The 12,871-nt window shown below is 53.4% G+C and carries 10 protein-coding genes; all 10 read right to left on the bottom strand.

Translation table 11 applies throughout. The features are described 5' to 3' along the window. Positions 1-12: 12 nt before the first annotated feature. The 10 genes from AC0YOB_RS28820 to AC0YOB_RS28775 all read right to left on the bottom strand — a co-directional run bounded on the left by AC0YOB_RS28820 (position 13) and on the right by AC0YOB_RS28775 (position 12,810). Positions 13-1,017 carry a Gfo/Idh/MocA family protein gene (locus tag AC0YOB_RS28820; RefSeq protein WP_475795731.1) on the bottom strand — a complete coding sequence of 335 codons (1,005 nt, stop codon included), beginning with the start codon at positions 1,015-1,017 and terminating at the stop codon, positions 13-15. A gap of 93 nt (positions 1,018-1,110) precedes the next feature. After that, entirely contained in the window at positions 1,111-2,613 is a 1,503-nt protein-coding gene (locus AC0YOB_RS28815; RefSeq protein ID WP_475795730.1) for a sulfatase family protein, read from the bottom strand. A gap of 326 nt (positions 2,614-2,939) precedes the next feature. Beyond that, a complete protein-coding gene (locus tag AC0YOB_RS28810; RefSeq protein WP_475795729.1) occupies positions 2,940-3,743 on the bottom strand; it encodes a sugar phosphate isomerase/epimerase family protein in 804 nt (267 codons plus the stop codon). 41 nt (positions 3,744-3,784) lie between these two features. Beyond that, on the bottom strand, positions 3,785-4,891 hold the full coding sequence (locus tag AC0YOB_RS28805) for a Gfo/Idh/MocA family protein (protein WP_475795728.1): 1,107 nt from the start codon (positions 4,889-4,891) through the stop codon (positions 3,785-3,787). Positions 4,892-4,924: 33 nt separating this feature from the next. Then, the gene (locus AC0YOB_RS28800; RefSeq protein ID WP_475795727.1) at positions 4,925-6,013 is read right to left on the bottom strand and encodes a Gfo/Idh/MocA family protein; all 1,089 of its coding nucleotides are present in this window, start codon (positions 6,011-6,013) and stop codon (positions 4,925-4,927) included. Positions 6,014-6,137: 124 nt separating this feature from the next. After that, a complete protein-coding gene (locus AC0YOB_RS28795) occupies positions 6,138-6,971 on the bottom strand; it encodes a carbohydrate ABC transporter permease (RefSeq protein ID WP_475795726.1) in 834 nt (277 codons plus the stop codon). Continuing rightward, on the bottom strand, positions 6,968-7,837 hold the full coding sequence (locus AC0YOB_RS28790) for a carbohydrate ABC transporter permease (RefSeq protein ID WP_475795853.1): 870 nt from the start codon (positions 7,835-7,837) through the stop codon (positions 6,968-6,970). Before AC0YOB_RS28790 ends, AC0YOB_RS28795 begins: the two co-directional genes overlap by 4 nt. Positions 7,838-7,967: 130 nt before the next feature. Beyond that, a complete protein-coding gene (locus AC0YOB_RS28785; RefSeq protein ID WP_475795725.1) occupies positions 7,968-9,350 on the bottom strand; it encodes an ABC transporter substrate-binding protein in 1,383 nt (460 codons plus the stop codon). Between the two features lie 135 nt (positions 9,351-9,485). Next, positions 9,486-10,991 (bottom strand): response regulator transcription factor, encoded by a 1,506-nt coding sequence (locus tag AC0YOB_RS28780; protein ID WP_475795724.1) that lies wholly within the window; start codon positions 10,989-10,991, stop codon positions 9,486-9,488. Beyond that, a complete protein-coding gene (locus AC0YOB_RS28775) occupies positions 10,966-12,810 on the bottom strand; it encodes a sensor histidine kinase (protein WP_475795723.1) in 1,845 nt (614 codons plus the stop codon). Before AC0YOB_RS28775 ends, AC0YOB_RS28780 begins: the two co-directional genes overlap by 26 nt. Positions 12,811-12,871 lie beyond the last annotated feature (61 nt).

Raw genomic sequence — 12,871 nt, 5'->3', positions numbered from 1 at the left:
ACGTCCCCTGTATCATTCGTTAGCCGCAACCTCTACAGGAGCTCCGCCCAGCTGATGCGAACGTATAGCAGCTTCAATGACTTCCTGCGCCGCGAGCGCATCTGCCCCGGATGCGGCAATATCCTCCGGTTTTACCCCTGTCTGAATCTCCTCGATGAACCGGTTGATCCGATGCCCGAACGTGTCGTCAAAGCCCTTCATCCCTCCGAACAACGGATTGCGGACAACCGTCAGCTCATCGGAATGATGCGGATAATAAGTCATACTCTCATATACATTGTCAATAACAAGCCGGCCCTCGTGACCGGCAACCTCGCAGTATTCAATGGGATGCCGCATGGACATATCATAGCTTCCCGTCAAATGCCCGACCGCGCCGCTGACAAACTCCATATTGACGGAAACAGTGGACCAGGACGTCCGCCCGGGAGCTTTGGTCATAAAGGACTGCACCCGCTTCACGTCCCCGGCAAAATACCGCATAACATCGATGGAATGCGGATGGAGGGCCCGCATATGAAGCCACTCCGTATCCTCCTGCGGATTGCGGATCGTCAGCCTCATATTCAGGAACAGCAGGGAGCCCAGCTTCCCTTCCGCGACCAGCTCCTTCGCCTTGTACGCCGCAGGGGTGAAGCGGTGATTGAGGTTGCAGGCAAGCCGCACGCCATTCTCCCGGGCAAAAGCAACCATCTTCCGCGCCTCTTCGATATTATTGGATATCGGCTTCTCCACGAACACCGCCTTGCCTGCTTCAATCGCGATCATGGCCGGCTCAAAGTGATGGCTGCCTTTCTCTACGCCCGCAGTCGCCACGATAACGGCATCAATCGTTTCCTTGCTCAGCAGCTCCCGCAAATCCGTATAATGGGGAACCGAATGCTCGCGCCCCGCCGCCTCGGCCCGCTCCGGCATCAGATCGCAGACGGCAGCGAGCTCGGTGCCCGGATGGCTTCGATACGCGCGGCAGTGGATTTTACCGATATTGTTGACGCCGACAACAGCTACTCTGATCATTTGCAGTCCCTTCCTTTCGAGCTTGCTACCTGCAAAAAGCATGGGTCGATATAAGAAAACAAGTCTGTTTATGACAGGTTTTTTGTGGACCTATTACTCGTCCTTGGACTCCGCTGCTGCCGCAATTTCTTCTTTGGCCTTATTTTTTTCCTTGTCCTTTTCTTTACCCTTGGCCTTGCCTTTGCCTTTTGTCTTGCCTTTAGACGCCGGATCATCCTTCTCCTTCTCTTGAAGCGAGCGGGCGCTGACGATGGAGCCGATATGGAGCGAATCATACGCTTCCTGGGAGGAAGTGAAGGTCTTGCCCTGTCCATGCCAGTTCAGATTCGTATAGATCGGATTGGTGCGGCCCACTTCCTGCTCGCGTTTGGCGATGTAGTCGTTCATCCGTTTCTGCAGGAAGGCTACGACCTCCGGCTCGCGCTCTGCGACATTTTCATTCTCCAGCGGATCCTGAATCAGGTTATACAGCTCCACTTCCGGCTTGAAGTGGAAATCCGGCTCCAGCGCGCAGATCAGCTTCCACTCCGGCGTACGCCAGCCATGCTTGCGCATCCATGTGCATTCCGTTATATAGAACTCGCTGACCCGCTTTGCATCGTCGCCCTGGATCAGGCCTGTCAAGCTTTGGCCGTCAAATGCCGTATCGGTCTTGATATCCAGCAGCTCCAGCACCGTCGGCATAATATCGGAGATCAGGCTTACGCCGGAAACCCGTTTTCCCGCCGGAACACGTCCGGGGAATTTGATAATGAGGGGAACAACCAGCGTACAATCATACAGCCCATGATGGTCGAAGAAACAATCATGCTCATAAAGCGTTTCCCCATGATCGGATGTAATGACAATCAATGTTTCTTCTTCAATCCCCATCGCTTCCAGCTTGGCGAACAAGGTTTGGATGCAGGCGTCCATATAGGCGATTGCCCCATCGTATTGCGCCTCCACGTACTGCTCATCGGTGACGCCCTCGGGTATCCAGGATTTCAGGAAATTCGCGAAGGGCTTGAAGCCGTAAACCGGCTCCATCGACCGGTTGCTCTCATCCTTCTCGTTGTCGCCGTAGAAAATGCGCTCGAACGGAACGGGCGGCAGGTAAGGAGAATGCGGGTCCATATGCCGCAGAAACAGCAGAAACGGTTTGTCTTCCGCTGCAAGGCGTTCCAGCTCTGGCACGGCGACATTGTTCAGATTTTGCGCTTTGGGCGTACGTCCGGTCTCGTCGGGAACCCAGGATTCGTAGTCAATATAGGTCTGGAAGCCGCGTGAGGACGGATTGCCGGTGAAGCCGATACAGGTCGTGTTATAGCCGTTCTCGCCCAGCGTCTCGGCCAGCGTCTTCACATGCCCGCCAAGCGGACCCTGATGACGAAGAGCGACGACATCGGTTCCGAATACATCCATACCTGTCAGCATGGAAGCATAAGCCGGAGTTGTCGGAATGCTTGGGCTGAAATGCTTCTCGAACAGCACGCCATCCGCTGCAACCCGGTCCATAAAAGGTGTTGTCAGACGCGAATATCCATATGAGCTCATATGATCGCGCCGTAAACTATCGATACCGAAAATAACCACATTCGGTTTTTTAGCTGTCATTTCATGATTACCTCCTGAAAGTTTTTTGCGAGGCTTTACCTGATCTGCCGGTATTCAGCAGCATCAAGCAAGAACTCGCTTCGTAAGCAAAAGCCTGGAACAGGTTTGCGACAATAAGTCATCCAAAGGAAAAACGAGAGCGGAAGGCGTCACTTGAATCTGGAGAAGCGAAGCGTTTGCCTTTGTACCCCGAATTTAACAGATAAAGGTATCCAAAATAAAAAAATTCAGGGGTACAACAGCAATCGGAAGATCAAAGGACTCCTGAAGCGGCTCTGCTTTTCTAACCGTTATTTACGCTTTTTGGTACTTGCGTTTGCGGCTCCTTATCTGCCGCCCAGCTTCTTCAGGCATGCATTCAAATACCCGTACGATTCCGCCGCCACGATCGACACCTGATCGATCGTGTGGTCCGGTCCGGCACCGATGACCTCCAGTACGACGGGGCCGTCATAGCCGCCGTCTACCATCGCCTTGCAGTAGCCGAACAGATCGATATCGCCCCGTCCGCAAGCCTGCAGCTCAATCGGGCCGGGTCCTTGCGCGCGGCCTTTGCAGTCGCGTATGTGTACATGCTTCACACGGCTGAGCACAGCCGGCAGTGCTTCCTCGGCGTTTTCGCCGGAACGGTGGATATGGCTCGGGTCCATATCTATCCCGAAAGCCGGTGAGGATATAGCCTCCATGGCAGCAAGCGTCGTCGGCGTATTGTCAATCGCATTGCCGACATGAGCCTTCACGCACAGCGTGACTCCATAAGAGGCGGCTTTCTCCGCCAGATGGGTCAATTTAGCGATCGATGCGGCAAGATCCTCCTTATTGCCGGATTTTCCGCCGGGTCCAACGTTGATGACCGGAATTCCGATGGCCGCACCGGCCTCGAATGCCTTGGTCAATCTTTCCTCGTCCAGCGAAGCGACCTCCATGGACAGGAACTTTAGTCCGTTCTCCTTCACGATGGCCTGCAGCTCATCCTTCTGCTCCTGCCAGCGGTCAAGATCAAGATGCTCGCACATGCCTTTGATAGCCGATATTTCCACGCCGTCATAGCCGGAGCGCGCAATTGCAGCTGCCGCCTCGGCGAAGCTGAACGATTTGAAAAGTACAGAGTTTACGCCTAATTTGACCATAAGTATTGAACACTCCCTCAGTAATATATGGATGGATGATGCTATTTCATGAACATCGGATCTCCGTGCAGCGGCGGCAGCGGATGCGGACGAACAACCTCTCCGCCGCTCTCATAGGATTCAATGACGGCAAAGGTATATTCCAGAACGGCAAGCGCGTCTCTTCCGTTGGCGCGAAGCTGATCGAACGATACACGGTTGGACACATCCTCAAGGAACGCGTGAAGCCGGTTGTTGAAGGTGCGGTTGAAATCATTGGTGCCATAATCCGTCACGATGGCTTCAGGCTGAACGCTTATCGCCGGAATGCCCTTCTCCGCTTTCCAGTAGGAGATTTTCTCGACGCAATTCTCGATGCAGAAGGTACCCTTCGAGCCGGCAACCTCCAGGCTCCACCAGCCGCCAAGTCCGTATACCGCGTCTCCTCTCTGACTGAGCAGATAGCCTACGCCGCCATTGGCGAATTTCATATGAATGCTGTTGATCGATACCATAACGTCTCCCGCGCTGCGGCGGAAGCCGGGACGGTCGGAGAAGGTTTGAATATGCGTAATATCGCCGCAGAAATGACGCATAACGCTGAGCGGATGAGTAAGAAACGCTTTCATATGAAAATATGGATGGCCCTTGATCTTCGGCGATCCCGCAAGTCCATAATTCAGATCTCCCCCGTTGAAGCCCATCTTCGCCATGCAGTATACCAATTCGCCGATATCGCCGCTCTCCATGTATGCCTTGGCTTTTTCAGCCGGCGGGGTGAAATAGTGATTCAGATTGCAGCCCAGATACACCTTCTGCTTCTCGGCAAAAGCGACCAGTTCCCGCCCTTCGCGGATGTCGTGGCACAGCGGCTTCTCAACCAGAACATGCTTGCCGTAGCCGATGGCTTCCATAGCCGGCTCAAAATGCCAGCTGCCGTTGTCGATGCCGCCTGTCGTAATATCGATCACTTCGATATCCGGCTCATTCTCGACCATATCCTTCAGGCTGTAATAAGCCTTTACGCCATGTTTCTCGGCTGCGGCATCGGCGCGCTCCTTCACCACATCACAGACTGCTACCAGATCAGCAAGGTCATCCTCTCTATAACAATTCGCATGGTTGTTGCCAATCCCATTCATCCCTACAATGCCAATTTTAACGGCCATTTTTCAGTTGCCTCCTATTTGGTTTTTTGAGATCTACGCATTCTGGAAGGCGTTATCGCTTAATGCGACACGGCGTCCTTCCCGCGACGATACATAAGTAGCCAGAACCATTCGCAGCGACGTCATTCCATCCTCGGCAGTCGCCAGCGGAGCGCGCTCGCCCCGGAGAAATTCAGCCAGCGGCTTTGCCAGTCCGCGGATGCGGTGACTATGATTGTCTGGAGAAGGTATATTGCTTTCAATCCAGCTGCCGCTCCCGGCGCTGTATCGTTTCAAGCCTGCCGCGCCTGCGGTGCGGGCTACGTTGCAGCTGGGCACATCGCCATAATTTTGGATAATGCTGCCTTTCTCGCAAATGATCTCCGTCGTATTCTCCGCCGCCGTGCAGGTGAAGGAGCAGCTCACCTCGGCTATCGGGCCGCCGGGATAGCGGAAAATAGCAATCCCGTTGTCATTCGGTATACGCGGATTATATAAGGACTCCAGTTCGGCGGTGACGGTCTCCGGCACACCCAGCAGCCAGTGAATAAAATCGATCGGGTGCGAGGAATCATCCGCCCAGATGTCGCGGTTAAGAGCGGGATTGACATGCCAGCTGTCGGCAAAATCCGGACTTAGACCCATGGGCAGGCCGTGACGGCGGCGGACCATGAACACACGTCCAAGCTCGCCGCTCTGAAGCCACTCTTTCATCTGCATATTCTGCGGATCGACCCGCATCTGCCAGGCCAGTGTGAACGGAACCCTGCATGTCTGAACCGCATCCGCGATACGCCTGGCTTCATCCATCGTCAGCGCCATCGGCTTTTGAAGCACTATTGCTTTGCCGCTCGATGCTGCAAGCTCTGCAAGCCCGGCGTGCTTCGAGGTTTCCGAGCCGATCACCACCGCCTGGATATCGTCACGCTTCAATAATTCATCCGCATTCGCATAGACTTCTAGCCCGAATGCGCTTCTTGCCGTTTCCAGTCTCGCAGGATCGTGATCCCAGCCCGCCAATACGCTTATCCCGTATTCCGGCTTCTTCCACTCCTCGCAGTACGCATGGACATGCCCATGGGCAAATCCGAGAATCCCTACACCAATCGGCTTGATTCTGCATCGCCTCCTTAGGTTCAACATGGATATGAGAACGGTTTCTTGTACTCATCATAATCAACCGCACTCCAAAAATCTTGGCGTATCGGGACAATAACTAATGCGATCGAGACCATTTGCAGCGAACAAGGGTAAGCGCTTGCAGGTTTTACCCTTTTACAGCGCCGGCCGTCATCCCCGCGACTATTTTCTTATTGAAGAAGATAAACAGAATGAGCGGCGGAATGGATATCAGCACGATATCGGCAAACAGCAAATTCCAGGAGGACGTGAACCGGCTGGTAAAGTTATAAAGCGTCAGCTGCACCGTCGCATTGTCCGCCCCCGGGAAGAAATACAAGGGATTGACGAAATCATTGAACACGTTAATGGAGGTCAGGACTACAACCGTTGAGGTAACCGGCTTCAATAGCGGGAAAATAATATGGAAAAACAGGCGTATGCCGCCGCAGCCGTCGATAAATGCGCTCTCGTCGATTTCTTTGGGCAGCGTGGCCACGAAGGCCTTGTAGAGAATCGCCGAGAACGGAAAATGCAGCGCGACCTCAACCAGCGTAATGCCGGCCAATGTTTTGAACAGACCGATCGAATCCAGCACCCAGATCGTCGGAACGATAGCAGGCGGAATCATCAGCCCGGCCAGCACGATGAAATTCAGCAGGGACGATCCCCTGCCCCCTTCCCTGCGCTGAAGCACAAAGCCGGCCATGGCGCTGACGAAGACGAGAATAACGATCGACAGTACCGTGAGCAGCGTACTGTTATAGAAGGCGCGCAGCAGCATATTGTCGGCAGCCGTGAGAACGGCTTTGTAATTGCTGAAAATTTCAAAGGATTTCGGCCAGGTCATCGACATCAGCGCCGCATCCTGCTGGTTCTTGAAGGAATTGATAATAACGAAGTAAAAGGGCACCCAGAATATAATCGTGGTCACCACAACTGCAATAAAGCCGACAGAAATCCGTTTGGCACGCTCGCTCATAGGTCTACCTCGCTTTTGGTCAGAAACTTGTATAACGGGAAAGCAAGCACCGATACCCCGATGAACAAGATGACATTCCCCGCCGTAGCAAGGCCGTAGAAGCCGGCCTGATACTGCTTGTAGATAATGGAGGCGATCAGGTCGGTGGTGAAGCCCGGCCCGCCCTTGGTCATCGCCCAGATCAGATCGAAGGTCCGCAGACCCCCGATAAAAGCCAGAATAATGACGGAGTTCATGGCCGGACGGGACAGGGGCAGCGTAATATGGCGGAAGGCTGCGAGATTGCTGCCGCCGTCGATCTTGAGCGCTTCGTAATAGACCTGGGGAATGGCCGTTATCCCGGCGATGAAGATGACGGTCGCGATTCCCACTCCCTTCCATACATCAACCAGGGCAACCGACAAAAGAGCGATATGGGTGTTGCCGAGCCAGTCTGGACCTGCGATGCCAAGCGCGCCCAGCGCCACATTAATAATCCCCTGTGACGGATGCATCATCGTGGAGAAGGTAATGCCGACGGCGATGGTGCTGAGCAGCGTGGGGAAGAAAACAACGGAGCGCAAATAATTTTTGGCGATAATTCTTGAAGTCAGAAAAGCGCCGAGCAGCAAACCCAGCAGCACCTTCAATCCACAGGTGACAACCGCAAAGATCAGCGTGTTGCGAAACCCGATGCTGAGCGCCGTTTCGGAGAAGAAGGTGACGTAGTTGTCCATGCCGATAAAATCCCATTTCGTGAGCGTCCATCTCGTCGTGCTGAAGAAGAAGGACAGGAGCGTCGGCAGCAAATAGAAGGTAAAATAGATCACACCTGCAGGCAGCAGAAAAAAAAGATACGAATACATCCGCTTGGAGGCGGTATTCATCATGCGCTCATCCTTTCTCTTGGACAGTAGAAGCCGCCGGAAGGCCTTCACTTGCGGCGCGCTCCGATTGAACAGACATACCCTGCAGCAGAAGTTGCAGGGTATGAATACGTTTTAGCCTATGGCTTCATCACCAGCCGGGGAGCGCCAGCTGCTGCGCCTGCTTCTCGACGTCCTTGTCGTAATCCTTGGCCCCCTGCGCCGCGGTGTTGATCCCGCTGCCTACAGCAACCGTAATATTCTCCAGGTTGGGGCCTTTGACCGGGGACAGAAATTCCAGCGCCGGCGCTGTTTTTCCTTCGTCAAAGTAAGACTGCATTTCTTTAACCCCTGCATAGGTGTCTTCGGGAAGATCAATACCGGTAATCAGGTAGGGTCCGGATGCTTTGAGCTTGGATGACAGGACGGACTGGCCTTCAGGCGACAGGAAATATTCCGTCCACTTTTTGGCGGCTTCCAGATTCTTGCTGTCCTTGTTGAGATAGAGCGCGCTTGGCATCCACACCGTCAGTCCATTGATGTCCGCGCTGTCGCTTGGCTCCGGGAACACGCCGATATCGTTGATTTTGTCGGGGAAGTTCTGGAATATCGAGTCAAGCGCCGAGGTTAACATCGGATAATGCACACCGTCGCCCTCCGCGAGCATTTTGAGTCCCGCATCATAGGTGGTAGCCAGGAAATCTTTGTTCATATATCCGCGCTTGTATACGTCCTCGATTTTCTCGAAGCCTCTGAGCGCTGCCGGCGTGGTCGCATATTTGGCCTTGTTGGCCGTATAATCGTCCGCAAAAGATGCATTTTGCGACTGGACGTTGTAATAATCTCCGAGTATGAGCAGCTGGGAGGTCCAGGTGTCCTTGTAAGTGCCGATTACCGCCGTCTTGCCCGCCGCCTTGATCTTCTCATTGTTGGCCATAAATTCATCCCATGTTCGCGGAATCTCAAGTCCCAGGTCGGCATACACCTTCTTGTTGTACAGAACGGCGCCGACAACCGTCGTGCCGACCGGAACGCCAAACACCTTGCCGCTTGCCGTAACCGTCGTTTTGAAGGAGTCCAGCACATTCGCCATGAAGGGTTCGCCGCTCAGATCGGCAAAGTTCTCCTCAGGGCTCAGCGCCTGCAGCAGCGATCCGGAATTGTACACCAGCAAATCGTCCATATCGCCTGTAGCCAGACGGGTTTTAACCAGATTGTCGCCCTCTGTGCCGTCCGGCTTGATATCGAATTCAATGGCAATGTTCAGTTTCTTCTCAGCCTCTGCCGCCACGACCTTTAGCGCATCAAGCGTCGTTCCGGTATTGCCGACCATCAGCGTTAACGTTACTTTCTTGGCGGCAGGCGCTTCCGCGCTGCTTCCGCCGCCTTCATCAGCTGCATTCGTACCGGCAGGCTTGCTGTTGCCAGGATTCTCATTGTTTGTGGTGCCGCTTGTTCCACAGCCGGTTGTCAGGATGATCATAAGCGAGATGCAGGCCGCAAAAATGGTCATGACGCTTCTTCTTTTTCGCATGTTTTTTTGGTCCTCCCTTTTTGTATGCGCATTCATGTATGAATGGCAGTCCGTATGAATTAAGTTTAGAGGGATTGCCATGCTCCGCCTACCTGTAGATTGGCTATTTTGGGAGGGTGATTTTGCTTTTCAGCCTTATTTCGTTCGTTTGGCGTAAGCCTGCGGCGATTCGCCCACGATTTTTTTGAACACATGACTGAAATGCTTCGCATCTTCATAACCGACCAGACCGCTCACATCCGAGAGCCGTTCCATCCCTTCGGTGAGCAGGATCTTCGCCTTGCCGATGCGGTAATGAATCAGATAGTCGGAGAAGGTGCAGCCAGTCTGATTCTTGAAGAGCTTGGACAAATAGCCAAGGCTGACATGATGATCCGCTGCAAACTGCTGCAGGCAGATATTATGCTGATAATGGCGGTGTATCCACTGCATGAGCAGAGGGATCATGCTTTTCGGCTTCATATCCTTGCTTTCCCGGCCTGGATGGAGATTCATAATTTTCGCGCTCAGCCATCCATTCAGCTCCTCGTAGCTTGTCAGCTCATTCAGACTCGACAGCAGCTCATCCTGCATCTTGGGCGGATCGACCCGGCCCTGCTGAGATAGGCGCCATTTGAACTGCAGGGAGTAAAGCAAATCACGGATAAAACCTTGCAGCTGCCGCATGGTGATTTTTTTCCGCTTCAGCTCCGCAGTAATTTTGTGGATCATTTCCGTTCCCCTGCGGAGATCTCCCTGGCTGAACAGCGTTTCCATCATCCGCACCTTATCCCAGATGCCGCTGATATCCGCGTCCATTGTCCGGGCATCGGGGGCAATCCAGGTCGGCATGCCGAGCCGCATGTTTTCTTCCAGCCTCCGGTTAAGGAGGGCAAAGCATTTGCTGAGCCGCTCATTCCCGTTCTTGAAAACATAGCTGAGCTGAACATTCTCATCCATCCGCTGAAAAAGCGCGATCAGTCTGGATTCCATGCCGCATTTGCCGGAATCGGCGGCAACCGGAACGAGGATGATTTTCCGCCGGGAATCCAGATCCAGACAATGAATATCCTCCTCCCGGACGCTCCCGTAAACGATCTGGGTCCTCAGCTCGCTATTGCGGATACCGGTATCCTGCCAGCCTCTGTGCGCTCCCCAGTTTCCCAGCAGAAGCAGCGCCATCAAATATCCATGTCCATAGAACGGCGCAGCCATCTCTTCCTCCACCGGACACGAAGCAAACAGCATCCGGCTAATGGACCAGTTCATCCGCTCTTCCCGCTGTCTCTGCTCGTTCCGGATGCCGCTTATCGCTTTATCGATGCTCAAGTACAAGGCATCCTTCTTGACGGGCTTGAGCAAATAGTCCACAACGCCGATCTTCACCCCCTGCCGGGCATACTCGAATTCATCATGAACGCTCAGGATAATCCCTTTGACCGCGGGATCGGCTTTGCTCAGCTCGCTGATCAGTTCCAGTCCGTCCATCCCGGGCATATTGATATCGGTCAGCACCAGATGCGGCTGCGTCCTGGCTGCTCCAGCCAAAGCGTCCTCCCCGTTCCCGAAGGCAAAAATACGGTGCTCCTCTTCATAGCTCTGAAATAAGGTTTTCAATTCCTCCAGCGCCCAGCGCTCATCCTCGACGAGAAATATATTCATGCGCGTCCCTTCCCTTTCCATCTGCAGGTATAAGGTATGGAATTTCCAGCTTGACGGTTGTCCCTTCGCCTGGAAGGCTCATGATGTGTAATCCGTAATTCCCGCCATAAAATAATTGAATCCGCTGCTGAATGTTCAGTAAGCCGATTCCGCGTGTGTCGTGATCAAGCTCTCCCGACAGAATGGGGGTGCGCAGCATGCTGCGCAGCTCCTGCTGCTTCTCCCCGTCCATCCCCCTGCCGTTGTCTGTCACTTCGATCTGAAGTAACCCGCTGCTTCGGTGCGCCCGGAGTCTGATGACGCCTCCTGACTTCGTTTTACCAAGACCGTGAATGATCGCATTCTCTATGAGCGGCTGAATTGTAAGCTTCAAGATGGATGCCTGCAGAAGCTCGTCGGGAATATCGCAGTGGAGCTCGAACCGGTCAAAGAATCGGTGCTGCTGGATGTTCATATAACAGCGGATATGCTCCAGCTCATCCTTGAGCGCAACAGGATGCTGCAGATTCTTCATGCTGTACTGGAACAATTCCGCCAGCGATTCCGACATTTCCGCCACTTCCTCAATCCCTTTGATGCGGCTGATGGATTTCATAATGTTCAAGGTATTGTACAGAAAATGCGGATTAATCTGGGCCTGCAGGGCCGATAATTGGGCATCCTTCTCAGCCAGCCTGGACTGGTACGCTTCGTTGATCAAGCGGGATATGCTGCCCAGCATGTCGTTATAAATCCGGCTCAGGCGGCCGATTTCGTTATTGCTTCTGACCTCCATCCGCTGCGAGAAGTCGCCCTGCTCGACCCGGATCATCTTCTTCATCAGATTATGGAGCGGTATTGTAATGTGATAAGACAGAATATAGGAAACAAGCGCGATAATCATAACCGCCGCGAGCCCGACCAGGATCAAAATCAGCTGTGTGCGCTTGATCTGGGCAAGCAGATACTCATTGGGGATCAATACAGCGGTTCTCCAGCCCGTATAGGCGGACCTGTCGACCGTATACAGATATTTCCTGCCGTTCCACGTCAGCTCCGAAGAAGCCTTCCCTCCCGGCAGCATCGCAGCGCTCAGATTCTGCAGCGTGCCGCTTGTCAGCTCATTCTTGTTATCATATACGACCGTTCCTTCATCGTTTAGAATAAACACCCGCATATTCTTCTCCATCTCATTGCTGTCCGACTGGACCAGCATATCGCGGAATGCATCGATGTTGATGTTGATTTTCATAAAGGCGATGCTGCTGCGCGAAGGAATGCGGTTGATGCTGCGGACAAAAGAAATGACCTTCGGCGACTCGATATCATGGATGTCCTCCACTACGGTGGGCAGAAGCAGAAATTTCTTCTTGTAGTCGTAGTCATGCCCGGTATACCAGTCTTCTTTCTCCAGGCTGTCCGTCAGCTTCGGCCCGCTGGAGCGCGATACATAATAGGCATACCGGTCCAAAGTGAACAAGTATATGCTCTGCACCTTCGGCTGCGGATGCATCAGCGTGTAGAGCCTGCTCGACAGTGAAAGCTCGATGCGGTTTTGCTCCACCGGATTATCCGTCTCATAGTGATCGAGCAGATTGCGCTGCACGAGAGGATCCCCGAAGATTGAGACGGACATCGCCTCCATCTCGTGGATGTACAGCTCTACCGTACGGCTGAACTGCTTCGTAATCGTGCTGGATAAGGCATAGGTTTGATTTTTGGTATCGCTTACATTTTTGAAGTACAAAATTGTGCATGCCAGAAGCACCGTGAGCAGGAAAACAACAGAAAAGGTGATGAACATCTTGGTCTTCAACATCATATCGTTCCAACGCCGCATCCATGATCAACCCTCCCGCCGATTGTTGATCGTTATTATACAACAAGCTGCAGCTTGTTGC

The sequence above is a fragment of the Paenibacillus sp. JT31N17 genome (assembly GCF_056269255.1).
This window is presented reverse-complemented; position numbering and strand designations above follow the sequence as displayed.